Origin of the sequence: Streptomyces sp. NRRL S-646, assembly GCF_000720765.1 — a bacterium.
Classification (GTDB): domain Bacteria; phylum Actinomycetota; class Actinomycetes; order Streptomycetales; family Streptomycetaceae; genus Streptomyces.
This window is the reverse complement of sequence record NZ_JODC01000009.1, coordinates 32121-57941: the sequence shown is the minus strand read 5'-3', so window position 1 is coordinate 57941 and position 25821 is coordinate 32121. Positions and strand designations below refer to the sequence as shown.

Genomic DNA, 25821 nt, shown 5'->3' with positions numbered 1-25821 from the left:
TTACCGGGCCGTGAACTCCCGGTAGGATCAGCTCACTTCTGAGGCGAATGTGACGGCCGGGGGGCCTGGGCACCGGACATCGGGTGCGTGCGCGACGCCTCGTTCTTCGGGGAGGGTCTCCTTGACTCGTCATGGCTTCGTACGTCTGCGTCTCGTCGCCGCCTCGGCGGTACTGGCCGCAGGCCTGAGCCCGCTGCTTCCGTCAGCACCGGCCGTCGCCGACGCCGCGCAGGAGACGGTGGTGCCGGCGACCATGCGCTCCACGTACACCTCGGGCGCGCTGTGGAGCGCGTCCACGTACAGCGGTCACGACGCGGCCGGGACGCAGGGCGTCTTCCACAGCCTGGAGGGCGCCGGGCTGGTCTGGACGCGGTACGCCGACGGCACGTCCGTGCCCGTGACCCGGCCGACCGGGAGCGTGGTGAGCGGCGGTTCGGGCGGTGACGTCATGGTCAGCCGCTACTCGGACGGCCGGGTCGACCTGTGGAACGCGGTCGACGGCAGCACCCGGACGCTGCAGGCACCCGAGGGCCTGAGCGTGCTCACCGGCTACCAGGACCTGGCGGTCGCCTACCGCAACGTCACCGACGAGAACGGGACGGCCTGGCGCGAGATGCATCTGCTGCTCCCGGACGCCGACGGCGGCACCCGGGACGTGCCCGTCACCGGTGTGCCGGCGGGGGTGAACCTCGGGCAGCCGGTCGGCGCAGACGCGGACGGGCTGCTGTTCCAGGGCGCCAAGGACGGCCAGTACCTGTCGGTGATGGTCGACCGGCACACCGGTCAGGTGCGGGACATGACCCCGCTGCGCACCAAGGTCTACCTCAAGGCCCAGGTCACCTCCGACCACGTCGTGCTGTTCAACCTCAACGAGACGACCGTCCTGGTCTACGACCGCGCCGACCTCTCCGCTGCCCCCGTCGAGGTCCCGCTCGCAGGCAGCGGGGTGAACCCGGCGCAGGATCTGGCCGTCGTGGGCGACTGGCTGGTCCACCGGCCCAGCGGGGGTACGACGGTGTACGCCAAGGCGACCGCGGGTGGTCCCGAGGTCACTCTGCTGGCCGGGTCGAACGTCGGCGTCTCGGCTGTCTCCGACGGCACCGCCGTAGCTGTGGGCCGCACCAGCGCCGCCACCGACGACTGGGGCGTGCAGCGGATCGCCGCCGGCGCGGACGGCAGACCGACCGTCACCATGGTCAAGCCGTTGCCGAAGCCGCCGTACCCGATCCAGGGGCTGTCGCTGGACCAGGGGCGGCTGGTGGAGGCGGACGCCAGCTGGGGCAACACGCGTGACACGTACGGCCGCACGGTCGCCGTCACCGGTACGCCCACCTATGGTCCGCGCTCGAACTACGACGGCACCGACATCAAGCTGTACAGCTGCCCGGCCGGCGACGTCGGCTGCTCGCAGGTGTTCGGTACGGCCGCCGGGCCGACCGTCTGGCTGGAACGGGAGTCCGGGGAGGACGACCGGCTCAGGGTCAACGGCCCCGGGCAGTACGCCTTCTGGGACCGCGATGTGCCCGCGGGCGGGCGGATCACCGACGTCTCCGGCACGTACGTCCTCTACACCACCGCCACCCAGCAGTACGTCTACAAGATCCGCGACGACGCGCCGGCCAAGGTCACCCGCGCTCCCGGCGCCGCCGCCCTCTCCGGTGACCTGCTGTGGACGGCGGACGTGACTCCCGGGCGGGTCAGCGCGTACGACCTGTCGGCGAAGAAAACCGTCGAGACGCTCACCCTCGACGGCGTCGGCTGCGCACCGACCGAACTGCAGGCGCTCGGCCGCTATCTGTACTGGAACTGCGGTGACACGGCCGGGGTGTTCGACCGTACGACGAAGAAGTCCGTGTCCGTCCCGGCCGACGAGGCGAAGCTCGGCGACGGGTATGTCGTCACGCACGACAAGGCGGCCGCGAAGCTGGTGCTGACCACGGTCGCCGACGGAAACCCGGTCAGCCGGGTCATCGGCGAACTGCCCGACACCGGCGTCTCGCAGCGCGATGTGCGCTGGACGGTCGACGAGTCGGGCGCGAACGCCGCCTACGTCGACGCCCAGGAGCGGGTGCACATCGTCCCGTCCGGTGTGCCGCAGCAGCCGCTGCGTCTGCTGGACCCGCCGGCGTCCCGGGACATGGTCACCCCGGACGAGGAGTATCCCGAGTTCAATCCGCTCGCCCGAGTGCTGCTGTCGAAGCCGGCCGCGGGCTGGCAGCTGACCGTGCGCAGCAAGGCGACCGGCAAGGTGGTCGACACCCGCCGCGGCGGTGAGGCGCGCGGTGAGCTGAAGGTCGAGTGGTTCGGCGCGACCGCGAACGGCCGCCTGCCGAACGGCGGTTACGACTGGGCGCTGAGCATCGACCCGGCGGACGGCGTGGGCGCCCCGCTGCAGGTGCAGGGCTCGGTGCAGGTACGCAAGGGCGCGGCCGTCCGCCGCGACCAGGTGGGCGGCGTCTGGGGCCTGCCGGACGGCATCGGTGACCTGTTGACCCTCAGCTCCTCCGGCAAGCTGGCCTTCCAGCAGGGCACGGGCAAGGGCACCTTCTCCGGGACGGTGACCGGGATCGGCTGGCCGACGACGATCAGGCCGGTGCCGTTCGGCGATCTGAACGGCGACCGCTGCAACGACGTCCTGGTCCGGCTGAGCAGTGGCGCCCTGCGCGCCTACCGCCCGGACTGCGGCGGGGAGTTGGCGCCGTCGACCCCGTACACCTCGCTGGGCACGTCCGGCTGGAACCAGTACGACGTCCTCACCTCGCCCGGCGACGTGACCAAGGACGGCCGCCCGGACCTGATCGCCCGCAACACCTCGACCGGCGCGGTGTACCTGTACAAGGGCACGAGCACGGGGAAGCTGTCGGCGCGGGTGACGCTGTACGGCGACTGGCGCGGCTACAAGAAGGTCGTCGGGGCCGGTGACCTGAACGGCGACGGGATCGGCGACCTGCTGGCGCAGGACAGGGCGAACACCCTGTACCGCTACTACGGCAAGGGCGACGGCACGTTCGGTGCCCGGGCGAAGCTGTTCTCCAACTGGGGCGGCTCGTACAACGCGCTCGTCGGCGTCGGCGACATCACCGGTGACGGCAAGGCGGACCTGGTGGAGCGGGACACGGCGGGGAACGTGTACCGCAACTCCGGTGACGGGAAGGGGTCGTTCGGGGGCCGGGTGAAGATCGCGTCGGGCTGGCAGGGCTACAAGGGTATTTTCTAGCCAAGTTGTGACGTGTGTCACGCCCTCGGTGTGGGAATCGCTGGGGGCATGACAGATGACGCGATAGAGAGTGGGCTGTCGGACGAGGAACGGCTTGCCCAGCTCGGTTACACCCAGGTCCTCGCCCGCCGTATGTCGGCGTTCTCCAACTACGCCGTCTCCTTCACGATCATCTCCGTCCTGTCGGGCTGCCTGACCCTCTACCTCTTCGGGATGAACACAGGCGGCCCCGCGGTGATCACCTGGGGCTGGGTGGCCGTCGGCCTGATGACGCTGTTCGTCGGGCTCGCGATGGCCGAGATCTGTTCGGCCTACCCGACCTCCGCGGGCCTGTACTTCTGGGCCCACCGGCTGGCGCCCCCGCGTTCGGCCGCCGCCTGGGCGTGGTTCACGGGCTGGTTCAACGTGTTGGGCCAGGTGGCGGTGACGGCGGGCATCGACTTCGGCGCAGCGTCCTTCCTCGGCGCCTATCTGAACCTCCAGTTCGACTTCGAGGTGACCCCGGGCCGGACGGTCCTGCTCTTCGCCGGGATCCTGGTGCTGCACGGCCTCCTGAACACCTTCGGCGTGAAGATCGTCGCTCTCCTCAACGACATCAGCGTGTGGTGGCACGTGCTCGGAGTCGGCGTCATCGTCGGCGCGCTGGCCTTCGTGCCCGACCACCATCAGTCCGCGTCCTTCGTCTTCACGAAGTTCGTGAACAACACGGGCTGGGGCAGCGGTGTCTACGTCGTGCTCCTGGGCCTGCTGATGGCGCAGTACACCTTCACCGGCTACGACGCCTCGGCCCATATGACGGAGGAGACGCACGACGCGTCGACGGCGGGCCCGAAGGGCATCGTCCAGTCCATCTGGACGTCGTGGATAGCGGGCTTCGTCCTGCTGCTGGGCTTCACGTTCGCCATCCAGTCCTACGACAAGGAGCTCGCCTCGCCCACGGGGGCGCCGCCGGCCCAGATCCTGCTGGACGCCCTGGGCGCCACGGCAGGCAAGCTGCTGCTCCTGGTCGTCATCGGCGCGCAGCTGTTCTGCGGAATGGCCTCGGTGACGGCCAACAGCCGCATGATCTACGCCTTTTCACGCGACGGCGCCCTGCCCTTCTCGCGCGTGTGGCACACGGTGAGCCCGCGGACCCGGACGCCCGTGGCGGCGGTGTGGCTGGCGGCGGCCGGGGCGCTGGTGCTGGGACTGCCGTATCTGATCAATGTGACGGCGTACGCGGCGGTGACCTCGATCGCCGTCATCGGCCTGTACATCGCGTACGTCATCCCGACGCTGCTGCGGGTGCGCAAGGGCGACGACTTCGTGCGGGGGCCGTGGCACCTGGGCCGCTGGTCCCGTCCGGTCGGCATCGTCTCGGTGGTGTGGGTGGGCGTGATCACGGTCCTCTTCATGCTGCCCCAGGTCTCACCGGTCACCTGGGAGAGCTTCAACTACGCCCCGGTCGCCGTCCTGGCCGTCCTCGGCTTCGCGGCGGCGTGGTGGGGGGCGTCGGCCCGGCACTGGTTCCTCAACCCGGCCCACGAACGCACGCTCGCCAGGGAGGCGTCACGCATGGCAGCCTCCGGAGGCGCCCCGGAAAAGGTAGATCCCTGACACTCCGGCCGGATCTTCGCCTCCGGCACGGCCGTGTCCCCGATACCCGATCGGAGACGCGGCCGTGTCCGGCTATGCTCGGGGAGGCAACATCGCCAGGGGCCCTTAGCTCAATTGGCAGAGCAGTGGACTTTTAATCCATTGGTTGTGGGTTCGAGTCCCACAGGGCCTACGGCTGGTAGGCGGGGGATATGCCCTCTGACCTGCTACGCAGCGCCTGAGTCGGCTTCGGTCGGCTCGGGCGCTGCTTCGTTTTCGAGCCACTGCGTGAGCGATGCGTGAGCGGATGTGGCCGTGGCCTGCGGATCGGCTGCCGTTTGGGCGGACGGTTCGGCAGCCACCTGACGCGACCGGGGGATCAGCTTCGCTGCCTTCTCGGCGATTTCACGGTCCAGCTCGGGGAGCAGACTCGTGTACGTGTCCGAGGGCAGCGTGATGGTGGAGTGCCGGAGCGTCTCCTTCACCGTGTGGATGTCGCCTCCGCCTCCGTGCGTGAGCGTCGCGGCGACGTGGCGTAGGTCCCGGAGGGTGATGGGCGGCAGGTCGGTGGTGGCGAGGATGCGGCGGAAGGTCTCCGAGACCGTCTCCGGGTGAAGCCAGGAGCCGTCCTCCTTGGTGAACACCTTGCCGGTGTCCTGCCAGGCGGTGCCCCAGTCCGCACGCTCCTTGTCCTGGCGGGCCTTGTGGTCGCGCAGCACGGCAATGTTCATGCTGTCTAGCGCGATCGTATTGGCGCTGCCGTCGGTCTTCGGCTCGGACTCGTAGAGGTCCCAGCCGTCGACCACGATCTCCTTGGCCGGGGTGATGAGGCCGGCGCCGAGATCGATCTCGTGCCAGTCCTGGCCGACCGTCTCGCCGCGACGGAGCCCACCCGGTGCGGCTGGCACCCTGCGAAGACCACCCGCATCCAAAAGGGCGAGGTGCAGCCCACCGACGGGGACATCCGAGCCTGGTGCGCCGGCTGTGGTGCCGCAGACCAGGCCGACGACCTGATCGCCACGGCCCGCGCCGTCGACTCGATGTATGTGGAGTGGCGCAGGAGCCACCGGACCGGCATGCGCAAGACCCAGGGGGATATCTACGACCGCTACGCGCACGGCGGCGTCACCCGCGCGTACGTATCCAACGTCGTGCCCGGCTTCTTCCAGACCCCTGCCTACGCCACGGCCCTGATGGAGGCCATCACCGACTTCCAGGGCACGTGCGTCCTGCGCTACCGCGTAGGCGACGCAGAGACGATGGCCGGACGGCTCAGGCACCTGCTGACCGTGATGCCGCTGCCCTCCGTCTCCCCGGGTCTCATCCCCTTCACCGCGCAAAGGACCATGTGGCCGCTGGAGGCGTTCTACCTCCATGACGGCGCACGCAGCGTCGTGGAGACCCTCACCGCCGAGGTGAACGTGGTGCAACCGCGCGAACTCGCCGACTACTGCAAGGCGTTCGGGGAGCTGACGAAGATGGCCGTCCACGGCAACGCCGCCCGCGCCTTGATCGAGTCGGCGATCACCTCCCTCGGATGACGTCGCACAATTCCCCGCAATTTCGTTGAGCCGAAACTCCGGCCCTCCGTACGGTCGTTGGCGTCGCCGGGCAGGTCCAGGCTTCCCCTCGGCGGCAGAGGAGGAGAGTCCCGCCCGTATTCCCCCGTCGCGGGCGGGACGTCCCAGCCCTGAGGAGACGACCCTGTGAGCGTCATGACCGGACCCGCCGCAATCGGACCGCCCGGCTACACCGAAACCCTCCCGTGTGAGCCCGAGACGGCCCGTCGTGCCCGACGCCTTGTCACGGTCGCGCCGAACACCTGGGCATAGCCGAGTTGGCGGAAGCGGGCACGCCGATCGTGTCCGAGCTGGTGGGCAACGCGGTCCGCCACACCTCGTGCCGTCTGGTCCGGGTGTCCGTCCGGCGCGTCACGGACGATCTCGTACGGATCGGCGTCACCGACCGATCCCACGCCCTGCCGAAAATGGATCTGGTCGCCGACGGCGATGAGACGGGGCGCGGCCTGGTCCTGGTCGACGCGCTGTCACACCGCTGGGGCTACGACGAAATGCGGTGGGGCAAGACCGTCTGGGCGGAACTGGCGGTCCCGGTGAGCTGACATTATGGCTCCTGCCGGAAGGCGAACAGGCGGGCGTCGCCGATCCGGAGTGGTGCGTGGAGCCGGCCGTACCTCACCACACCGAGGGCCCGCTCACCGTTCAGTCCGGGCGGCGTGCTAGCCACCGGGTCGTACCAAGTGGTGCCGTGAAGGCGGACAAGGGCCACCGGCGCCTTCAGGCGCTGGACTCGCGACGTTCGATGAGCTGACCGCGTTCGAAGCGGGTTCTGGTCCGCACCAGGGCGACGAGGTGGGGCCCTTCACGGCCCGCCAGCGGGCCCGGGCGGGCCCGACAAGCTTGGAGCCCCTGCACTTCCACTGGAACCTCAGGGGTTCACCACCCCCCAACGGGCCATCTCGCTGCCACCAGCGTCGGATCAACAGCCGAGCGCCTTGCGGTTTGGGACGATCGGGCATCGTCTTGGAGGGCGTCATCCTGTGAGGCAACCTCAAGACTGCCTCAACTCCCTTTACTTAAGCTCTTATAGATCATTTACTTACCCTGCGTCACGATGGCGCTCCTCCGGGCGTGGGTGGATGACCTCACCTATTGCCGTCCGTACGGCCACTACCAGCCATATAGACATGGAGACGCGCCATGCGAGAAGCGCGTATGCGCGACACCCTCAACCAAGCCAATCAGACCGCGGTGTCGCCACAACTGCCGCCCAGCGCCGAAACCCCGGAAGGTAAGCAGCACAACGAGAGCAAGGGGACGTTCGGCTAAAGCGGTCAGATAGAGACGAACGGGGAGACCACCGCTTTGACTTACCTCACGACGGACGACCAGAGGACCGGATCGCAAGGGGACTTCAGCTCCACCCTGACCGCTCCACCCACCCCAGGGGACCCCCACGCCATCCCCTATCTCACCCCCCGAGAACGCCAAGTCCTCACCCTGCTCAGCCGCGCCGCCGACAATCGCGAGATCAGCCGCCGACTCGGCATAGCCGAACGTACCGTCAAAGCGCACCTGACCAACCTCATGGTCAAGATCAAAGTGACCAGCCGCACCGAAGCGGCCCTCTTCGCCTACGCCTTTCACGGCCGTATCGTCGGCCGGCTCTGAGGATCTCGTTCGCCCGCTCGGTCTGGGCGTTCCGCCTCGTTCTGGCGGATTTACCCATGCAGGGCCACGGGATGCATGCCGAGGGTCCGGGCCGCATGGCGGATGACCTCGGGGCGACCGCAGTCGGCGCTCTTCTCGTGAGCCCCGCCTGTGCCGCCGCCGCACCCTGAGCTTGACAGCACCCATATCGCTTATCGATACTATCGATAAGCGATATGGGTGCTGCGAGCGGCAGGGGGAACCGTGGGTACGAAGTCCTGGTGGAGCCGGACCGACAATCGGCTGCTGGAGGCGGCTCTGGGCCTGGCGGCTCTGCTTGCCGGCGTCTTCGGGGTGCTGCTCCCGGTCCTCGGGGTGGTCGGCCTCATCGACCCGGTGGACACCCGCGAAGTCAAGGTCGAGACCACGACCCGGGTGCCGGGCACCGTGACTGACGCGGTGGCGGGCCATGGCTTGACCCTCACCGGCACCCACCAGGCCAACCTCATCTTCGCCCACCCCGACGTGAGCCAGCGCCTGCTGCTCGCGCTGCCGGACGTCATCGGCAGCCTGCTACTGCTCCTCGTCCTGGCCCTCCTCCTTCAGATGGCCAGGACCCTGCGCGGCGGCGACGTCTTCGTGCCGAGCAACGCCCGCCGTCTGAGCGCCATAGGGCTCACGGTGCTGGTGCAGGCGGTCCTCTCCCCGGTCCTGCCGGTGCTCACCACGGCGGCTCTGGTGAACGGCACCCCCATGGCTGATCAGGTCCCCTCCTCGATCACCTTCACCGGCGAGTACGTCCTGCTCGCCTTCCTCATCCTGGCCCTGGGCGAGGTGTTCCGGCGTGGTACGAAGCTCCGCGCCGACACCGAGGGGTTGGTCTGATGCCGTCAGAGGAGGAACACCGGGTTCAAGTCCACCTGGACCGGCTGCTGGCCGAGCGCGGCATGACCTTGTCCGAACTGGCGGCCAGGGTCGGGGTGACGGTGGTCAACCTCTCCGTCCTGAAGAACGACCGTGCGAAGGCGATTCGCTTTTCCACCCTCACTGCGATCTGCCGCGAATTGAACTGCCAGCCCGGAGACCTGCTCAGCGTCCGCGAGGACTGACCCCGGTCATCGGCATGGCCGACATTCCGTACGAGAGCGCCGTGTACCGCCTCCTACCGTGTGGCCCTCGCCGAAGCATGCTCATAACTACGTTACCTAGACAAGGGATTACTCATGGAGATGACCTCTGGCCGGCGTCTGGCACAGGTTGCTGTGGTCGCTGTGTGTGCTGCCGCTCTTGCAGCATGCGGGACCTCCTCGCGTTCCTACAACGTGTCGGGAGCTCCGGGGGGTGCCAGTGCGGCGTGCTCCAGTCTGGTGAGCAAGGCGCCGCAGAAGCTGGGGGGCCATGAGCGCGACGATTCCGACCAGAAGGGAACTGCCGTGTGGGGGGACGGAGATGTCATTCTCCGGTGCGGGAACATCTCGGACGTTCCGGAATCGGCTCCATGCGCGTCGGTTAAGGGGGTCGACTGGGTCGTGAACGAGAAGAAGACCCACGACGGGGTGAAGACGGTCCTGTCGTACGGGCGTAGCCCTGCAGCCGAGGTCACGATGTCGGAGCGGATCAAGGACAAGAACGCCGTGATCGGTGAAGTGTCCGGGATCGTGTCGGGGCTGACGAAGCAGAAGGCGTGCGCGAAGCAGGGCTGAGCCTTTGCGGCCCGGACCCCTGTTAGCCCTGGAGGGCAGGGTGCCCGAAGGTGCGATGGTCGCAGGTGCGGCCAGGACGTAGAAATCAGTGGAACGTGCGTGCGGGTGCCGTTTGCGGTGCCGGGCGCATGGTCAAGGAAGCATTTCCACTTCTACGGGGAGAAATCATGCGTACTCTCTCGCGCCTGGCCTCTGGTGGGGCCGCTGCGGTGGCCGCCGGTGCGCTGCTGTTCGCAGCTGCGCCCGCGCACGCCACGTCGTCCTCTGGTACCTGGGGCATCCCGGGCCACAAAATGCAGGTGAACGCCTGGCACTGTGGCTCGTACGTGAGCACCTGTGACTGGAAGGCGTCGACCAAGGTGTACAAGGGCACGGCCCACGACAGTGCCCAGTGGGTGCAGAACCGGGCCATCCTGACCGCTCACGGCATCAGCGTCTCCCTCACGATCTCGAAGAACCCTGAGGCGACGCTGAAGATGACCAGCAAGTCGCAGGGCGAGGTCCGCTGGAAGAACTACGGCGGGCACAAGTGGATCTCGGACACCTACGGTCAGATGAAGCCCAGCTCGCTGACCGTGTACGTGTCGACCAAGTCCTGCGGCTCGGCCCAGATCACCAGCAGCATCAAGTTCACGGAGAAGTGCGTCACTGCCGGCGCGGCCTGATCCGCTCTTGACACTGCGCACCACCTGAACGTCTCTGCCCCCGCCCCTTTGGCGGGGGCAGAGTTCTCTTACGGGGGAGAACGAGTATGTCTCACGCCAGGAGAGTCGCGAGGAAAGCGGCGTGGGCGGCTGCTGCGGCCTGCGTCCTGCTGCCCGCCGTGTCCTGCACCTCGCAGGGCAGCCACCATGAAAGCAGGGAACCAGCCTACTTCCAGAGCCTCGTCAGCCAGGTCAACGGCCTGTACTACCACCCCTTTCTGAGGGAAGAGCGCGGCAGCGCCGAATCTCAGTCCTACGCGCTGCGCATCCTGGCAGAGACCGGCGCGAAGCCGAAGGTCACGGTGGGAGCCACGACGGCCGCAGCGCTGCGCTCCGATGCGCTCAAGACGTCCGCACTGTGGGGGAGGTACTGGCTTGTCCCGCTGCGCGAGGCCGGAGTGTCTGCAGTGCTGGGGCGCGGCGACACCCAGGACGTGGAGAAACTGCGAACCGGCAAGGGATGGTACGAAGATCCCGCGCTCGGAGAGAAGAGCGACGAAGGACGCCTCGGTGCCACTTGGGCGGCGCTGGAGGTGGAGGCGGCCACCGGAACTCTCACGAAGCTTCCCGCCGCTGACAAGGCGGCCACCGCTGGCTGGCTGGGCAGGCTGGCAGACGGCAGGCCGCGACTGGACGAGGCCGCGGCCCTGGCACGCTGCCTGCACCTGCTCGGCAAGTCCGTCCCCGGCTCCCTGACGTCGCTGGCAGCTCCGGACACGAGCCGGTTCACCGAGCGCCCGGACAAGGAACGCGCCGCCCTGCTGGAAGACACATACAACTACGTATTGCTCCAGGAGTCGGCCGGCAAAGAGCCGCGTGTGGACCGGAAGACATGGCAGCAGGCCCTGTCGCACAACGTCGGAAGCCTCGACTACGACCAGCTGTACAGCCTGGTGCACATCCTGCGCGCCGCCGGCAATTCCAATGGGGCGTTCTCGGCGGTCACCCGCCGTCTTGAGCAGGAGCGCATGCAGGACGGAACGGTGCGTGACCCGTCCTCCTACCTGGGCACGCCCGACGCGTCGTTGTTCGTGCAGCAACTGCGGAGCCTGGCCGGATGGCCTGTGCGGGACAAACGTCTCCTGTCTGCGGTCGAGGAGCAGGCCAATGCCCAGGACGCGCCCCGCGACGGCGCCGCGCGGCTGAACCTGGCCGCCCTCAAGCACAGCGCCGGCGGTGAGCCGCTTTCTCGACAGGAGGCCGCGCTCTGCCAGGATCCGTCGACGGTGCCGGCCACGGTCACCGCAGACAACGTGGTGGCCTGGCAGCGTGCGGCATGGGACTGCGCGGAGTCCGGCATACCGATACCGGTTCCCTCCGTCACACGCTGGAGCGTTGACGATCTGGAAGGCGCGCAGGCGGCTGCCACGCTGGTGGTCGGCCTGCACCAGACCGGCCAGGAGGACCGGACACCTGGATGGCTGACCGCGGACGTGCTCAAGCGATGGGCAGTCGACCCGGGGCCCCGCGCAAGCGTCTATGACCGTGCGCTGATCGTCCGCGCCTACCTGCTGCTCGGCGGCCATGCCGACGAATCCATGGTGAGTCACCTTGCCAGTCAGTTCAGGGCGCACCGGGGCTGTCCGGGGCTCCCCGGCCTGTACCGCCCCGATGACGAGCCGGGCTGCGACCTCAAGACGACATGGGCGGTATGGGAGCTGGACAAGGCACTGGATCGGAAGCTGGGAACTCTGCCCTCGCAGGGCTCCTGAGACAGAAAGTGAGCAGAACCCCCGTGAGCACACTGCTGACAGCGAGTGGGATAGGCAAGTCCTATACATTGCGCGGCCAGCGGGTCGACGTCCTCAAAGACATCGATCTCGCTGTCGCGCCGGGATGCGTCACCGCGCTCGTCGGACACTCCGGATCGGGCAAATCCACCCTCATGCACATTCTCGGGCTGCTGACGAAACCCGACACAGGCCGGGTGGAGCTGGAGGGCCGCGACACCCATGGTCTGTCAGACAGCGCACTCGCGGAACTGCGGCGTCGGCGTCTGGGGTTCGTCTTCCAGTCCTACAACCTGCTGCCACAGCACAGCGCCCTGCGCAATGTCCTGCTTCCGTACACCGGCAGGCGCCGGGAGGCAGAGGCCCGGGCGCGCGGTCTGCTGGAGCGCGTGGGGCTGGGAGACCGGTGCGAGCACCGGCCCAGCGAGCTGTCCGGGGGCGAACAGCAGCGCGTGGCGCTGGCCCGAGCGCTGGTGAACGATCCGCCACTGCTGCTGGCCGACGAACCCACCGGAAACCTGGACACCGAGAGCGAGGCCCTGTTGCTGGGCCTGTTCCGGGAGTTGGCGGACGACGGGCGAGGGGTGCTCGTCGTTACGCACAATCAGGCGGTCGCGGATGCGGCCGACGTCGTTCACCGGCTGGGCCGGGGCGCAGGTCTTTCGGCACAGGACAAGACGAACGGCCGCTCCTGGGCACGCACCCGGGGTTCGCGGGAGGGTGAGCTGTGAACCTGCTTCAGGTGGCGTGGTGGAACGTGCGAGCGTTGCGTAGGCGGCTGCTGGGTCTGGTGGCGATGGTCGCGGTCGCCGGCGCGGTGTGCCTGAGCGCGATCGGGATCGCTTCGAACGCGCAGGGGACGACGACCAGCCAGGTCGGGGAGTCGACGGCGAACCGGTCGGTCACGGTGGACTCCCCGGAGGGACGTCCCGACACCGCTCAGCTGACGGACGCGACGGAGAAGCGCCTGGCGAAGATCGCTCACGTCGAGTCGGTCCAGCACAGGCTTCAGGTGTCCATGCCGGTACGGGACAACCCCGAGGGGGCCGACCTGCTGTATGCGACGACCTATCGCAAGGCGCTGGCACCCCCCGTGGTCAAGTCGGTGCGCAAGCAGCTGTTTCCGCTGCACCGCGGAGAGGTGGTCTTTCCCGCCTCCACGCATGGGGTGGACCTGTCGTCGATGGTGGGCAGGACGGTGACAGTGGACGCGCACCGATATGTGCGGCCCGGCGTGGGGAACACGGTGAGCGACCGGGTGAAGGTGGTGGGCCTGTACGACCCCAGCTGGCAGTTCGACGGCCCGGACACCGCGTATGCGGACGACGCGACCGTGGTGAAATGGGCGGCGGCTGCGGCTGGCAAGACGACCGACGACTACCTGCGCACCTCAGGCTGGGATCAGCTGACGGTGGTGGCTGACAGCGCCGCCCATGTACCGGGCGTGCTCAACGCCGTGCAGAGGATGAACTACCCGGCCAACTCCCTGCAACAGCAGCTTCAGGCTCTTCCCGGAGTGCTGCAGTTGGTCAGCCTGACCGGGAACGTGCTGCTCGGCGTTCTGGGCGTGCTCGCCTTCGTAGGGGCCGTCACGGTGACGGGTGCGCTGGGGCGGCAGCGGGCCCAGGAAGTGGGCATCCTCAAGGCAGTCGGCTTCCGTAGCCGCTCGGTGATGGGGATGCTCGTGGCGGAGATGGCGATCGCCGGTGTGGTGGCGGCTGCAGCTGGCATCGTGTTGGCGGTGGGCGCGTCCAGTGCGGCGGCTGCTGGTCTTCGGCGTATCGGTGACATCGCCCCGTACGTGCGCGACACAGTACCGCTTCCGGGGACGCTGACGCTGATCTCTCTGTCGGTTGCGACCGTTGTCGTCGTAGCTGCCGGCGCCGTGCTCCCGGCTCATCGTGCCGCTCGCATGTCCCCCACTGAAGCCATGAAGGACTGGTGATCCCTGTTATGCGGCGCAAGACGTCGTACGCCGCGCTCGCGGTGTCCGCTGCCCTGTTGGCCTCCTGTTCCGGTTCCGACGATGTGGAGTTGGGAACGGACTGGAAGGGATCGCAGACGTTTGTGACTGCGAGCGTGTCCGGGCACACAGTGGTGGTCGGCATCAATCCAGAAGCTCACCACGCGCAGGCGCTGGCTGTTGTGCCGCAGAAGGATGGCGACGATGACGCGCTGGCTCCTCAGCTCGTGCAGTTGGCCGACGGGACGTGGTGGCTGTCAACGCACCGCAAAGAGGAGCGTCCAGACCGGCTTTTCACACTGAACACCGCCCGGCACGCCCTGGATGAGAAGAACGATACGGAGCGGCTGCGTGAACTCGTGCCGGGCAAGAGCTTGGTCGCGACCGTTCATGACTCCTCCGGAAGCGATCAGGATGCTGCCACGGCGGGCAGCAAAACCACCAGTGTGCTGGTACGCGATGCGAAGACGTGGAAGAAAGTCCGGGACGTGCAGGTTCCGGGACCGGTCACGCTGGCGGCGTCCGATCCGTCCAGTGACACGGTGTGCCTGGCTACCGGACAGGGGTCCGACGTGAAGGCGAGTGTGCTCGACCTCGCCACCGGCAGGACCAGGCAGGTCGGGGAGGCCGGCGGCGTGCAGGTGCAGCAACTTGCATGTCCAGCAGGCACCCCAGTCCTGGCCGGTACCCCCACCCGGGACAGCCAGGAAACCACGGTGAAAGTGACCCTGAAGAACGCAGACGAGGCAACGGTGGTCAGCGCAGTCGGCGGACGGGTCGATGCCTTGCAGGCGTCGAAGAACACAGTCGTGATCGCGGTGAACTTCGGGGAGGACAGCGATCTCATCGAGCTGGACCGGAGAAGCGGGCGTGAACTGCGGCGCGTGACGGTCAAAGGCATGGACAGCTCGTCCCTGCTGCGGCAGACGCGGGGTGGCTGGGTGATGGTCTCGGACAACACCGCGGCCGTGGTGGACCTGAACAAGGGGACGTCCCGGACGTTCGATCTGCCGGGGACGCTGACGAGCTTCTGAGCCTGTGCGAAAGGGGCCTCCACGCGTCGTCCGGTGCGCAGGCCCCTCTCATTGCGCGAGCCGGGATGCGTGAGCGATGCGTGAGCGGATGATCCGGCAGAGACCATCTCGGTGTGGACGAAGCACGGGGCAGCACCTGCCCTGCCCAGGTGGGTCCGGACACCGACACAGCGCCCGGACCCACCCAGCAAGATCACGCCAGGACTTTTGATCCATTGGTTGTGGGTTCGAGTCCCACAGGGCCTACGGGTGGTAGGCGGGGGATATGCCCTCTGACCTGCTGTGCGGCGTCCGGGTCGGCTTCGGTCGGGTCGGGCGCCGCTTCGTTTTCGGGGTTGCTGAGCGGTGGAAGTGCCCGCCGGATGGTCAACGCCGGGCGTCCACCGCCTCCCGCACGACGGACACTTCGCGGCGTTCCGGGCCTTGGTCGAGGCCGCCACTCTCGCTCGCACCCGGCGGGCCTGATGCCGGTACCTGGAGCGACACACCGCTGAACAGAACCGATCCCGCCCGGCCGACGTCCAACTGCAGCCGCTCACCACAGGCCGGGCAGGACCGGGCAGCCATCCGGCCGTCACCATCGGCCACTTCACCAGGCCAGACCCGCTACGAGATCCCTTCAGCGACTTCCGAAACGAGAACATGCGATGTGTGAGCGGCCGGTGCGGCACGAGGGGCACATGATGTGGATCCGCGCGAGCGGGAAACATCGATACCTGCGGCAGGTTGTGGAAGCAGCCTCAGTGGATACCCGGTGAGTGAGGGGTTCGGCAGTGTGCCCCTCGGGTGGACCGTCTGCCCGGATGTCGTCTCCATGAGCCGCTCGGCAGGCGGTGCGCTCGTTTCGGGTGAGCCCCTCCGGCGCTGTGGGTCGGGGCGGCCGGCGACGTACGGTGGAGACACCGAGGGCATCACGCACTCCGGTACTCGTGCCGGAGCCGTCCTCGGCGAGAGACGAACCCCCGGACCGCTCGAGCTGGCGGTGCGGAGACGGGTCGGCGTCATGTCCGCCGCGATCGAAGCACGTCCGCCGTCTCCCCTGGGCGAGGAGCTTCCCGGCCGAGGGGCGGTGTGAGGGTTGTGCAGCGACTGGACATCCATCGCCGTGACCGGGGGGAGCGGGCCCTCGTCACGCTCGCCGGTGAGATCGGGCCGGGGACGGTGCCCCTGCTCCGAGCCGCGCTGGAGCGGTGTCTGCGCGACGGGGTGACCATCATCGACGTCGACCTCACCACCGTCGGCTCCTGCGACGCCAAGGGCCTGAATGTCTTCCTGACGACGTCGAGGCGTGCCGACCGGGTGCATGCGTCTCTGTGGCTGCACCATCCGTGCGTGCAGATCAGCCACCTCCTCGCCGTCACGGGATCCGCCTGCGCCGGCTGAGTCGTCAACAGGCGGAGGGGATGACCGAGGAGATCGCCGACCTGGTGGTGTCGTCGGTCGTGGGCTCTTCCGGGAAGGTGGGCCAGGAGCGGGGTGAGTTCCTGTGGCGGCTGGCCGTCAGTGCCCGGCGGCCCGGCTTCGCGTTGCTGGTCGCCGAGACGACGGTGCTGGTGGGCTGTTCCTTCGGTTTTCCGGTGGGCCCCGGTGCCCGGTCCGAGCGGGGTCTGCAGGAGAGCGTCCAACGGCTCACCGGCTGTGCCCGCTTCCTGCTCCTCACCCAGGTCGTGGCGCCTCAGCACCCCCAGCACCGCGACATCGCCCGGCGCCTGCAACAGCGCCTGCTGGCCGATCGGCACGTCGCACTCGGAGTCGCGCTGCTCCGTCCGGCCGACGATGCCGGACAAGCCGCGTACGAGTCCTGGGACTGGCGGAACCAAGGAGACATGGTCGGGCTGCCGGGTGGGGGCACTCCCTGCCTCCTGACCCTGTCCCGGGAAAGCGAACTCCGGTTACCCGGGCCTCGGAGACGCCGGAAAACGTGACGGTCGTGGCTGATCACCGCCGGACGCCCTGAAGAGGTGGTCCTCGATCTGATGGACGAGGTTGCCGGCGAGGACGTGGAAGAGGAGGCAGCGCAGCACCCCCATGACCGGCGTGATGCCGCTGCCCGCGTCGCCGCACCGCACCCGGCAGCGGGTGGGGAGCCCGTGGCCGTCAGGGAACCACGACGGGCGCACCGGCGGAGCCACGCCCCGGCCTGTTCCCGCGAACCGCCCCGGCCGTCTCATCTCCCCTCACCCGATGCCGGTGATACGGCCGACGCCGGACACCGACTCCGCGCTGCGCGGTCCGACCGCGCAGCCGGACCACACGCCGTGCGGTACATGACCGGATCCCGCGTACGGAGCTGGGGGTCGGCCGCGCCGAAAGTACTTCGGGGCCGTGCCGCATCGCGGACGGCACGTGCATGTGGACACGCAGACGGCCGCCGGGGCGTATCCGTCACGGCGCCCGGCGGCCCGGCTGGTCCGGCCCCGGGCGGGGCGGGGCGAGCCTCCGTGTCGGCACGAATCCCCCGGTGACCGGGAAGGGCATGAGAGACATCCCGGTGGACACAGGGCGGAAACCGGCGGGGCATGGCGACCGAAAGGAGATCTGCGCCCGGCCAGTGCCGACGCGGTCCTTCGCATAGTGCCCCGCAGGTTCCAGAGCTGCGGTGTGAAGGGCTGTCCACCGGCGCGAGGCAGGATTCGGGCCCCCGGGCACCGACCGTCGACGTCTCGGGCCGACGGTGTACGGACAGCTGCGCGACTGCGCTCAGTGCCTGTCCCCCACCGTATGCCCGCCGGACCGGGGACGACCCGCCCGCCCGCCTCCCGCCGAAACGGAGGACGAACGGGCCCCTGGGCGGCGGGAGGCGCACTCGTGGTCCCGCGACGCGCCGCGGCGGGACCGTACGTCCACATTTCGGGGGCAACAGATACGTCTCCGCTCATGCCCCTTGTTCTGGACTCATCGCCTCGGAACCCGTCCGTAAGCGCCTGGAAACAGTCGCTTACGGTCATGTCCATGGGCGTCAGGGAAGGACGACCGGCCGAGCCGCCACAGCAGTAGGCTTGTCATACGGTCGCCCGTGGCCCCGGCCCTCTCCGTGAAGTCCCGTTCCGCGCAACAGAGGCTCTGCGCACGGAGGAAGCCGTACGACCGACTGAGGAGATGGGGCGCATGAGCCCGCATCCCGACGTGTTCGACGAGTGCCGTGTGGTTCGGGCGGGTGGTGAGCTGGACGTGGCGACCGCGTCGTCCTTCACCCGTGGTCTGGAGGACGCCTGCCATGGTGACGGCCGGCTGTTCCTGATCGTCGACCTGAGCGGCGTGACGTTCATGGACGGCAGCGTCCTGGAGCCGTTGTGCGCGGCCTGGCACGACTGCCACAGGCGGGGTGGATGGGTGCGCGTGATCCACACCGGGCCGGGAGCGGCGCTCCTGTTCCGGGCCGCCGGTCTGCTGGAGTGGTTCCCCCGGTACGCGAGTGCCCAGGACGCCTGGCAGGGCATAACCGCGGACCGTGCGGCGCCGCACCGGGACACGTAATGTACGGCGCAGGCCAGGCGGCGCCGCACCTCGGAGCCCCCCGGCTGTCGAGGAGCGGGTAACGGTGATCAGCGACGGCATGGCCGGCCTTCTGCGGACGCTGCGTCGTGGTGAGACCGGCGACCCGGGGCGCGAGTGCGCGCGGGTGCTGGGCGCCCGCGGTGTCGCGCTGTCGCTGCTGCTGGACGGCGGCCGGATGACCGAACCGCTGTGGTGCCATCCGGAGTTGAGCGCTCGGTTCGAGGAACTCCAGCTCACGCTCGGTGAGGGCCCGGGACCGGATGCCGTCCGCATCGGAGCACCTGTCGTGGAGCCGGACCTGGACCGGGTGCGCCCCGAGCGGTGGCCCGCACTGCTGCCGGCCGCGCGCGAGTTGGGTGTCCACGGTGTGTGCTGCTTCCCACTGGGTATCGGCGCCATCCGGGTCGGCGTCCTGACCGTGCTGTGCGACGGAAACAGACGGCTGAGCGAGCAGCAGTACGCGGACGCCACCGCCCTGACGGCCGCGCTGACCGGCGCCTTCCTGAACGGGGCTCCCCGCGAGGGCCGGAACGGTGACGTGCCCGGCTCCGGCGTGTTCTCGGAGTGGCCGTCGGGGCTGCACCGCGCGGCCGTGCATCAGGCCACGGGGATGGTCAGTGTCCAACTGGGCGTGTCCATGGAGGTCGCCCTCCTGCGTCTGCGGGCCCACGCGTATGCCAGCGGCCGCCCTCTCGGCGAGGTGGCGCAGGACGTGGTGGCCCGCAGGCTCCGATTCGACGACGATGTGAGCGGGCCGTATTCGCCCGATGGTGGAAAGGGATGATCGGCATGGCCCGCGAACGACGTCTGGCGGAGATCTTCGTGGAGGTCGCCGACTCCCTCGTCGAGGACTTCGACGTCATCGACCTGCTGCAGCGGCTTTCCGCGCGCTGCGTCGAACTGCTCGACGTGTCGGCGGCCGGGATCCTGCTCGCGGACGCGCACGGGGAACTGCAGATCATCGCCGCCTCGGACGAACACACCCGGCTGCTGGAGCTGTTCGCGCTCCAGCACGACCAGGGCCCGTGCGTGGAGTGCTACCGCACCGGTGCCGCGCGGACCAACATCGACCTGACACGCCGGGAAGCGACCGTGGGCTGGCCGCGCTTCGCCGCGCGGGCCCGTGAGACGGGGTACGTGAGCACGCACGCCATCCCGCTGCGCCTGCGCAATCGCGTCGTCGGCGCGCTCAACCTCTTCCAGACCACACCCCTCCGCCTCGGTGACGACGACATCGCGCTGGCCCAGGCGCTCGCCGACGTGGCGACCATCGCGATCCTCCAGCAGCGCACCCTGGAGCAGTCGCATGTCGAGAACACCCAGCTGGAGACCGCGCTGACCAGCCGTGTCCTGATCGAGCAGGTCAAGGGCGTGCTGGCGGAGCGCTGGAACACCTCCGTCGACGACGCCTTCGCCGCGTTCCGGTCGTACGCCCGCGACCATCACCTGCGCCTGGCGGACCTCGCCACACGGATCATCTCGGGCGGCTTCGACACCGCGGACATCCCCGCCCCGGCGCCGGGCCGATCCGAGGACCGCCGCGGCTGACCCCCTCTCACGGCCCGCTACCGGTGTCGACGAGGATCTGCGCGGCCTGCGTGACGTTGTCGGTGCGGACCGCTTCGGCCATGGCGGCGCGCGCGGCGTCGGGCCTCGTGTGCGGCGGGACCACGAGGAGGGAGAAGAGATCCTGCTCGCCCCGGGTGACCAGGACGGTGTCGTCGCCGACCGGAGAGGAATCGATGTGGACGACACGCCCGTCGACGGTCATTCGCGTCGGCAGCGCGTCCCACGCGTCGGCGTCCAGGCCGACGCGTGTGACGGGCCCGAGGTACTCGGTGAGCGCGGTGATCAGGGCGGGAAGTTCGGCCGTGATGTCACGGGAGCGCGGCCACCACGCCCCGTCGAGCACTCCCTGGCGGTCGTGTGTCGTCTCCAGCCGTACGACGGCCGTCCCGGGTTTCACGGCCTGAGGGACGGCGTCCGGCAGGAGCCTGGTCACGCGCGGGGAGTGGGGGTCGGACATCACTCTCGCCTGCCTGCCGGGGATGAGGGAACGGCGTGGCTTCCTGGCTTCACGGTACTCCCCGGCCGGGGAGCCCGCGGGGCATCCGCGAGGGCCGTGGGACGCAGCGGCGTAGAGTGAGAGAACTGGCCCGTCTTCCAACGGGGCATCGGACTCCGAGGTCGCCATGCAATCCATGGAAGCACCCTCGGACGGGTACGCCGAGGTCCGTGTCGTCGCCGCCTCGCCCGAGGCCGCCCGTCGGGTCGCGGAGGCTCTCCGACGCTGCTTCGCCGCCACCGAGCAGCGCAGCTACCCCGCGGGCGCCGAGGGGGGAACGCGCCTCGACCTCACCGTGGACACCGCCCGCCCGGCAGAATCGGCACAGTCGTGGCTGGAGACCAGCCGCTCCGTGGAGAACGCCCGTCGGAGGAAGTGAGCCGGGCCGGAGACGGGGCTTGCGTGATGCCCGCGACCATCTCTCATCCTCCGCCACGGGCTGCCCCCTTCAGGGCCCGACCGCACGCATCGTCAGCGTGCGCAGGCCCGAAGAGCGGACAAGGACGCGAGCGGGGGGTGCCCTCTCGTCACGGGGCTCGAACCGGCGGCGCGCCATGGGGATGCGATCGCCGTGGCCACCACCCTGCTGATCCTGATCGCTCACATATGACCGTCGGCCGCGGTCGCCATGAGCGGTTCCGCGGCCTCCTCGGTCGTGTCCGGGGGCAGGACCACGAGATCCCAGCGCCCCTGGCCGGGGGTGAGCAGGACGATGGTCTGCGGGGCGGATGCCGTGAGGTTCCTGCGCAGTAGTACGACCTGGTTGGCGACGAGCATCCGCCCGGGGCCGGCGGACCAGGTCGCCCCGTTGACGGTGACGCTGGTGATGTGGCCCCACGCGCGCGGCAACCCGGCGAGCAGCTGGGGAAGTTCGGCGAGCAGGTCGTACGAACGGGGCCACCACGCTCCGTCGATGGGCCTCGGCAGGTCACCGCGGGGTGCCAGGCGCAGGCGCAGGAGGGGACGAGAGGGGGGCGGGGATTGCACTGCGGAGGTCATGAGAGCTCCTGCCGGCGGAAGTACAAGGATGAGTGGGTGATGTCAGGCGCGCCGGGCGGCGACGCGCTCCGGGGTGGGCCGGCACACGTCACTCACCCGGCCGACGCGTTCGGCGTGACAGTCGGCTTCCACCGCGGCCTCACCCACGGCAGCCACCGGGCCATCCGGCGGGAGGGGAGACGATCCGTCGTAGCCCTGGGGCTGCGGGTCGGGGTCGGACGGTGTGACCCTCGTCGAGGGGTTCGGACTGAGCGGCATACGTGCCTCCTCGGCCTGGATGCGGACGGCGCGGCCGGGGTCACGGGCTGCCCCTGACGACGGGGGTGGCGTGCGGTGGAAGGAATGTGGTCTGGTGGACTCACCGGAGCACGAGGACCGGAACACGAGAGGGCGCTCCTGAGCCGGTCCGAGTTCCGGCATACGAAAAGTCCTCGTCTTCTCCACCGTACTCCCGCCTGTGCAGCAAACCGCGGCCCGTCGCAGGCGGCATCGCGCTGACACAGGCCGGCGCCGGATGGTGACGGTTGCACGGCTCAGGGCTGTGCCACCGCGGACATCCGGCACGACGCACAGGAAAGCGGTACTCGATGATGTACGACCAGACACGCGCTCAACAGCCCGCGGACCAGCCCCGCGACGTCACGGGACGCCATGCCCCCGGCTCGGCACCGCTGATCCCGTCGGAGGCACGAGACAAGATCGCCAGACGCCTCGGGCGGGCTGTCAACACGTTCCCCGATGCTCCGCGTGAGTCGCTGGAGGAAGCCGAAGGCGCCTTCGACGACGTCACCGCCCAGCTCATGGACGTCCTCGCCGAACAGCGGCGTACCCTCCACGCGGGCTGGCAGGACCAGGACCCCGAAACGCGGGTCGCCGAACTCCATCTGGCGCTGAGGCAGTACCGGGAGATCACCCAACGCCTGCTCCGCCTCTGACCTGCCATACAGCGCTCGGGTCGGCGTCGGCCGGCTCGGGCGCCGACTCGTTTCGGGGCCATCCGTGAGGGGGTGACGCGGCGGAGTGCCGGTGCTGACTTTCGTCGGTGCACGGAACGGTGTCCGGCTACCAAAGTCACGGGGCGGCGGACGAAGGACCGATGCGTGGGCGCCGCGGCCGGTGGCACGTTGGCTTCATGAGCGAAGACGAGACACTCCGGGCCCGGGGCGACTACGTGGGCGCCACCGCCGACGAGCTGCGTCGCAAGACCTCCGCGGACAGGACGGCCGGCGTGGTCAGCCAGAAGGCGCTGTTCCTGCGCCGCGGCAAGGTCTCCCTGCACGAGGACCGGCTGGTGCTCGGCGACTGGGGCGAGGCCGGGGATCTGGTGCTGCGCCGAGCGGACATCACCTCGGTGGAGGTCAGGTTCACCGAGCTGTACGGCCGCTTCATCGGAGGTCTGCTGAACGCGGGCAAGCCGTTGATCCTGGGCACCGTACCGGCCGGGGAGGTCTACCTCCTGATCGACCGCAAGGAATTCATGGAGACGACCGACGACCGCGCCTGGGCCGCACGCATCGAGGCGTGGCTGAGCAGGTGAGTCACAGGGCCCGTGATTCCTCACGATCGTAAGGACATTCCCCTCAGTCGTCGGTCGGCGCGAGCAGCGACCAAAGTCGCCGTGGTTCAGCATTTCGGCCGCTGACCGGTCCGGTTCGACGCTGCGAGGCTGCCGGCATGGACAAAGCGAAGATCTCCCGTCGGGCCTTCGCGGGCATGGCGCTGGCCGCCTGTACGGGGCTCGTGACGCCGATGGTGAAGGCCCCCCGGGGACGGCGAGTCGATGCGCTGCTGGCCAGGATGTCCGTCGCCGACAAGATCGCGCAGCTGAACATCCCGGTCTGTCTGCCCCAGGAACTCCTCGGCGACTCCACGGATCCGACCGGCACGCGCGAGCACCGGGAGGCGTACGTGCGCGGTGAGACGGTGGTCGGGGAGAAGGCGGACCGGATCACGCTGGGCCCGGGCGGGGGATTCTTCGGCCTGGTCAACCAGTCCCTCTCCGGCTCCGTCCCGGTCCCCCACCCACTGAGCCCGCGTCAACAGGCGCTGCAGCACAACCACTTGCAGCGCCTCGCCCGCGCCAACCCGCTCGGCATCCCCCTCCTGCAGATCAGCGAGGGCACCCACGGCTCGGTCGGACCCGGCTCGACCATCTTTCCCGAGGGGCTCGCGCTGGGCGCCACCTTCGATCCCGGACTGATCGGCCGCGTGTACGGCGCGGTGGCCCGCGAGGCACGGGCGGTCGGTGTCCACGCGCTGAGCACCATCATGGCCGAGCTGAACCGCGACCCCCGGTACGGCCGTGGCGCCTGGTCGTTCAGCGAGGACCCGTACCTCACCGCGCGCATGGTCGAGGCGCTGGTCCCGGCGATGCAGGGCGACGACCTCGCCTCCCCCGAGTCGGTGGTCACCTCCCTGTGCACCTTCCCGATGGAGGCGCCCAACACCGGTGGTCTGGAGACCAGTTCCATCGAGGTGGGCGAACGTGCCTTCCGCCAGACCCACTTGGAGCCGTGGCGGGCGGGGTTCGGACCGGCGGGCGCGCTGATGACCGAGGCGAGCGAGCAGACCGTGGACGGGATCGTGGTGCACGGCTCGCGCAGATACCTCACCGAACTGCTCCGCGACGAGCTGGACTTCCGCGGGGTCGTCATCGGCAACGACGTGCGCAGTCTGGTGCGCGAGCACGTGGCGGGCACCGCGCGCGAGGCGGCCGGGCTCGCCCTGCGGGCGGGGGTCGACATCAGCCTGTCGTGGGACGAGATCCACCTCGACCAACTGGCCGCCGCCGTACGGGAGGGCGGCGTCGAGGAAGCGCTGCTCGACCGTGCGGTACGCCGGGTGCTCACCCTGAAGGAGCGGCTCGGCCTCTTCGAGAACCCCTATGTCGATCCGGACCGGGCCGAGCGGGTCGTCAACTGCGCGGCGCACCGCGACCTGGCGCTCCAGTGCGCCCGGCAGTCGCTCGTCCTGCTCAAGAACGACCCCGGAAAGGGAGGCGGGGGACGAGAACTGCTGCCGCTGTCGCGCGACCGGGTGCGCACGCTCGCCCTGATCGGCCCGAACGCCGACGACCGGCTGAACCTTCTGGGCGAGTACAACGCCTACCCCGCCCTGCATCCCACCCCCTCGATCCGCGAGGCGCTCCGGGAACTGGTGGGCGACGACGTACGGATCGTGCACGCGCGCGGCTGTGAGGTGACGGGAACCGACACCTCCGGCCTCGCGGCCGCCCGAGCGGCGGCGCTCCAGGCGGACGTGGCGGTCGTCGTGGTCGGCGAGCAGACCAAGGGCGGTTACTTCTCCCCCGACCGCACCGACGGCGAACTGAAGGACACCGCCTCGCTGGACCTGACCGGCGTACAGGAGCGGCTCCTGAAGGAGGTGCACGCGACCGGCACGCCGACCATCGCCGTGGTCGTCACCGGCAGGGCACTGTCGCTGCGCTGGGCGGCCGCGCACCTGCCCGCCCTCCTGATCGCCTGGCTGCCCGGCGAGGCCGGCGGCCGGGCGGTCGCCGAGGCACTGTTCGGCGACGTCGAGCCGACCGGCAGGCTGCCCGTCACCTTCCCCCGTGACGTGGGCCAGCTCCCTCTGTCGTACGACCAGAAGCGCGCCCGAGCCGACGCGGACGACTACATCGACATACCCTCCACACCGCTCTACCCGTTCGGCGCGGGCCTCGGTTACACCACGTTCCGCTACGACCGGATCCGGCTGACCGACGACACCGTCAGGGCCGACGCCACGACCCGGGTGCGTGTCGACATCACCAACACGGGACAGCGGGCCGGCACGGAGGTGGTGCAGCTGTACGTGACGGACAACCAGGCGTCGGTGTCGCTGCCGTACATCCGGCTGCGCGGTGTGCGGAAGGCCCATGTGGAGCCCGGGCAGCGGGCCACCGTCACCTTCGACATCAGGCCGAGCCGGGACCTCACCCTGGTGGACGACGAACTGCGCACGGTCGTCGAGCCGGGCACGTTCGAGATCAAGGTCGGGCGCTCCTCGACGGACATCCGCCGACGGGCGACTCTCCGAGTCACCTGACGGGGTCCGCCGCGGCGGTTTCGCTGCGGGATCACGTGCCGGATCACGTGCGAGATCACGAAACCTGGCGCGCTGCCGTCCTTTTTGGGGTATTTCGCACTAATCTCCCGTTG

The 25821-nt window shown here is 69.2% G+C and carries 25 protein-coding genes, 1 tRNA gene and 1 pseudogene; 23 read left to right on the top strand and 4 right to left on the bottom strand.

All coding sequences use genetic code 11. From position 1 onward, the window contains the following. The first annotated feature begins 121 nt into the window (after positions 1–121). The 3 genes from IH68_RS0123620 to IH68_RS0123610 all read left to right on the top strand — a co-directional run bounded on the left by IH68_RS0123620 (position 122) and on the right by IH68_RS0123610 (position 4985). On the top strand, positions 122–3217 hold the full coding sequence (locus IH68_RS0123620) for an FG-GAP repeat domain-containing protein (protein ID WP_030938490.1): 3096 nt from the start codon (positions 122–124) through the stop codon (positions 3215–3217). Between the two features lie 48 nt (positions 3218–3265). Continuing rightward, positions 3266–4813, top strand: a complete 1548-nt coding sequence (locus IH68_RS0123615; RefSeq protein ID WP_030938489.1) for an amino acid permease — start codon at positions 3266–3268, stop codon at positions 4811–4813. A 99-nt stretch (positions 4814–4912) separates the two neighbouring features. Continuing rightward, positions 4913–4985 (top strand) — tRNA-Lys (locus tag IH68_RS0123610). A 34-nt stretch (positions 4986–5019) separates the two neighbouring features. Here IH68_RS0123610 and IH68_RS0123605 read toward each other — a convergent pair. Continuing rightward, positions 5020–5682: pseudogene (locus IH68_RS0123605) on the bottom strand (tyrosine-type recombinase/integrase); the annotation flags it as partial. Between IH68_RS0123605 and IH68_RS0123600 the strand changes: the two are divergent. From IH68_RS0123600 to IH68_RS0123515, 16 genes are all read left to right on the top strand, one after another. After that, the gene (locus tag IH68_RS0123600) at positions 5635–6333 is read left to right on the top strand and encodes a DUF5753 domain-containing protein (protein ID WP_051833698.1); all 699 of its coding nucleotides are present in this window, start codon (positions 5635–5637) and stop codon (positions 6331–6333) included. The pseudogene IH68_RS0123605 and the gene IH68_RS0123600 overlap by 48 nt on opposite strands. Before the next feature lie 320 nt (positions 6334–6653). After that, positions 6654–6914: an ATP-binding protein gene (locus tag IH68_RS59445; RefSeq protein ID WP_324607682.1), complete on the top strand. Its 261-nt coding sequence runs from the start codon at positions 6654–6656 to the stop codon at positions 6912–6914. A gap of 763 nt (positions 6915–7677) precedes the next feature. Continuing rightward, the gene (locus IH68_RS0123580; RefSeq protein WP_030938486.1) at positions 7678–7983 is read left to right on the top strand and encodes a helix-turn-helix domain-containing protein; all 306 of its coding nucleotides are present in this window, start codon (positions 7678–7680) and stop codon (positions 7981–7983) included. Positions 7984–8226: 243 nt separating this feature from the next. Continuing rightward, positions 8227–8847, top strand: a complete 621-nt coding sequence (locus tag IH68_RS0123575) for a DUF2975 domain-containing protein (RefSeq protein ID WP_030938484.1) — start codon at positions 8227–8229, stop codon at positions 8845–8847. Continuing rightward, positions 8847–9071, top strand: coding sequence for a helix-turn-helix domain-containing protein (locus tag IH68_RS0123570; protein WP_030938482.1), 225 nt, complete (start codon positions 8847–8849; stop codon positions 9069–9071). The genes IH68_RS0123575 and IH68_RS0123570 overlap by 1 nt, the downstream gene beginning before the upstream one ends. Before the next feature lie 114 nt (positions 9072–9185). Further along, a complete protein-coding gene (locus IH68_RS0123565; RefSeq protein WP_030938481.1) occupies positions 9186–9665 on the top strand; it encodes a DUF3515 family protein in 480 nt (159 codons plus the stop codon). A gap of 167 nt (positions 9666–9832) precedes the next feature. Then, positions 9833–10330 (top strand): hypothetical protein, encoded by a 498-nt coding sequence (locus IH68_RS0123560; protein ID WP_030938479.1) that lies wholly within the window; start codon positions 9833–9835, stop codon positions 10328–10330. 158 nt (positions 10331–10488) lie between these two features. Continuing rightward, on the top strand, positions 10489–12081 hold the full coding sequence (locus tag IH68_RS0123555; protein ID WP_051833697.1) for a hypothetical protein: 1593 nt from the start codon (positions 10489–10491) through the stop codon (positions 12079–12081). Between the two features lie 23 nt (positions 12082–12104). After that, complete coding sequence (locus IH68_RS0123550) at positions 12105–12830, top strand: ABC transporter ATP-binding protein (RefSeq protein ID WP_030938474.1); 726 nt, start codon at positions 12105–12107, stop codon at positions 12828–12830. Next, entirely contained in the window at positions 12827–14044 is a 1218-nt protein-coding gene (locus tag IH68_RS0123545) for an FtsX-like permease family protein (protein WP_030938472.1), read from the top strand. Before IH68_RS0123550 ends, IH68_RS0123545 begins: the two co-directional genes overlap by 4 nt. 8 nt (positions 14045–14052) lie before the next feature. Further along, a complete protein-coding gene (locus tag IH68_RS0123540) occupies positions 14053–15096 on the top strand; it encodes a hypothetical protein (RefSeq protein WP_234341532.1) in 1044 nt (347 codons plus the stop codon). A 1071-nt stretch (positions 15097–16167) separates the two neighbouring features. Beyond that, positions 16168–16479 carry an STAS domain-containing protein gene (locus IH68_RS57250; protein ID WP_051833696.1) on the top strand — a complete coding sequence of 104 codons (312 nt, stop codon included), beginning with the start codon at positions 16168–16170 and terminating at the stop codon, positions 16477–16479. A gap of 20 nt (positions 16480–16499) precedes the next feature. Beyond that, complete coding sequence (locus tag IH68_RS57245; RefSeq protein WP_234341530.1) at positions 16500–17021, top strand: hypothetical protein; 522 nt, start codon at positions 16500–16502, stop codon at positions 17019–17021. A 1183-nt stretch (positions 17022–18204) separates the two neighbouring features. Beyond that, positions 18205–18573 (top strand): STAS domain-containing protein, encoded by a 369-nt coding sequence (locus IH68_RS51800; RefSeq protein ID WP_051833695.1) that lies wholly within the window; start codon positions 18205–18207, stop codon positions 18571–18573. A 64-nt stretch (positions 18574–18637) separates the two neighbouring features. Next, the gene (locus IH68_RS0123520; RefSeq protein ID WP_030938461.1) at positions 18638–19378 is read left to right on the top strand and encodes an ANTAR domain-containing protein; all 741 of its coding nucleotides are present in this window, start codon (positions 18638–18640) and stop codon (positions 19376–19378) included. Next, complete coding sequence (locus IH68_RS0123515) at positions 19375–20142, top strand: GAF and ANTAR domain-containing protein (protein WP_051833694.1); 768 nt, start codon at positions 19375–19377, stop codon at positions 20140–20142. Before IH68_RS0123520 ends, IH68_RS0123515 begins: the two co-directional genes overlap by 4 nt. 7 nt (positions 20143–20149) lie before the next feature. Here IH68_RS0123515 and IH68_RS0123510 read toward each other — a convergent pair whose 3' ends face one another. Continuing rightward, positions 20150–20620 (bottom strand): DUF5994 family protein, encoded by a 471-nt coding sequence (locus tag IH68_RS0123510; protein WP_030938457.1) that lies wholly within the window; start codon positions 20618–20620, stop codon positions 20150–20152. Between the two features lie 166 nt (positions 20621–20786). On the opposite strand from IH68_RS0123510, the gene IH68_RS0123505 reads away from it, so the two are divergent. Next, a complete protein-coding gene (locus IH68_RS0123505; protein ID WP_030938444.1) occupies positions 20787–21038 on the top strand; it encodes a hypothetical protein in 252 nt (83 codons plus the stop codon). Between the two features lie 221 nt (positions 21039–21259). On the opposite strand, the gene IH68_RS0123500 is transcribed toward IH68_RS0123505, so the two are convergent. Further along, a complete protein-coding gene (locus IH68_RS0123500) occupies positions 21260–21658 on the bottom strand; it encodes a DUF5994 family protein (protein ID WP_030938443.1) in 399 nt (132 codons plus the stop codon). 42 nt (positions 21659–21700) lie between these two features. Next, complete coding sequence (locus tag IH68_RS0123495) at positions 21701–21916, bottom strand: hypothetical protein (protein WP_030938441.1); 216 nt, start codon at positions 21914–21916, stop codon at positions 21701–21703. 329 nt (positions 21917–22245) lie between these two features. Between IH68_RS0123495 and IH68_RS0123490 the strand changes: the two genes are divergently transcribed. The 3 genes from IH68_RS0123490 to IH68_RS0123480 all read left to right on the top strand — a co-directional run bounded on the left by IH68_RS0123490 (position 22246) and on the right by IH68_RS0123480 (position 25708). Next, positions 22246–22593: a hypothetical protein gene (locus tag IH68_RS0123490; protein WP_037885099.1), complete on the top strand. Its 348-nt coding sequence runs from the start codon at positions 22246–22248 to the stop codon at positions 22591–22593. Positions 22594–22790: 197 nt separating this feature from the next. Further along, positions 22791–23195, top strand: coding sequence for a hypothetical protein (locus IH68_RS0123485; RefSeq protein WP_030938436.1), 405 nt, complete (start codon positions 22791–22793; stop codon positions 23193–23195). 137 nt (positions 23196–23332) lie between these two features. Next, on the top strand, positions 23333–25708 hold the full coding sequence (locus IH68_RS0123480; RefSeq protein WP_051833693.1) for a glycoside hydrolase family 3 C-terminal domain-containing protein: 2376 nt from the start codon (positions 23333–23335) through the stop codon (positions 25706–25708). The last annotated feature ends 113 nt before the right edge of the window (positions 25709–25821 follow it).

Excerpts from the sequence above, each read along its gene's own strand:
- IH68_RS0123615 (WP_030938489.1), top strand. The coding sequence starts at position 3,266 with ATGACAGATGACGCGATAGAGAGTGGGCTGTCGGACGAGGAACGGCTT.
- IH68_RS0123570 (WP_030938482.1), top strand. The coding sequence starts at position 8,847 with ATGCCGTCAGAGGAGGAACACCGGGTTCAAGTCCACCTGGACCGGCTG.
- IH68_RS0123565 (WP_030938481.1), top strand. The coding sequence starts at position 9,186 with ATGGAGATGACCTCTGGCCGGCGTCTGGCACAGGTTGCTGTGGTCGCT.
- IH68_RS0123560 (WP_030938479.1), top strand. The coding sequence starts at position 9,833 with ATGCGTACTCTCTCGCGCCTGGCCTCTGGTGGGGCCGCTGCGGTGGCC.
- IH68_RS0123540 (WP_234341532.1), top strand. The coding sequence starts at position 14,053 with ATGCGGCGCAAGACGTCGTACGCCGCGCTCGCGGTGTCCGCTGCCCTG.
- IH68_RS57245 (WP_234341530.1), top strand. The coding sequence starts at position 16,500 with ATGACCGAGGAGATCGCCGACCTGGTGGTGTCGTCGGTCGTGGGCTCT.
- IH68_RS51800 (WP_051833695.1), top strand. The coding sequence starts at position 18,205 with ATGAGCCCGCATCCCGACGTGTTCGACGAGTGCCGTGTGGTTCGGGCG.
- IH68_RS0123515 (WP_051833694.1), top strand. The coding sequence starts at position 19,375 with ATGATCGGCATGGCCCGCGAACGACGTCTGGCGGAGATCTTCGTGGAG.
- IH68_RS0123510 (WP_030938457.1), bottom strand. The coding sequence starts at position 20,620 with ATGTCCGACCCCCACTCCCCGCGCGTGACCAGGCTCCTGCCGGACGCC.
- IH68_RS0123505 (WP_030938444.1), top strand. The coding sequence starts at position 20,787 with ATGCAATCCATGGAAGCACCCTCGGACGGGTACGCCGAGGTCCGTGTC.
- IH68_RS0123500 (WP_030938443.1), bottom strand. The coding sequence starts at position 21,658 with ATGACCTCCGCAGTGCAATCCCCGCCCCCCTCTCGTCCCCTCCTGCGC.
- IH68_RS0123495 (WP_030938441.1), bottom strand. The coding sequence starts at position 21,916 with ATGCCGCTCAGTCCGAACCCCTCGACGAGGGTCACACCGTCCGACCCC.
- IH68_RS0123490 (WP_037885099.1), top strand. The coding sequence starts at position 22,246 with ATGATGTACGACCAGACACGCGCTCAACAGCCCGCGGACCAGCCCCGC.
- IH68_RS0123485 (WP_030938436.1), top strand. The coding sequence starts at position 22,791 with ATGAGCGAAGACGAGACACTCCGGGCCCGGGGCGACTACGTGGGCGCC.
- IH68_RS0123480 (WP_051833693.1), top strand. The coding sequence starts at position 23,333 with ATGGACAAAGCGAAGATCTCCCGTCGGGCCTTCGCGGGCATGGCGCTG.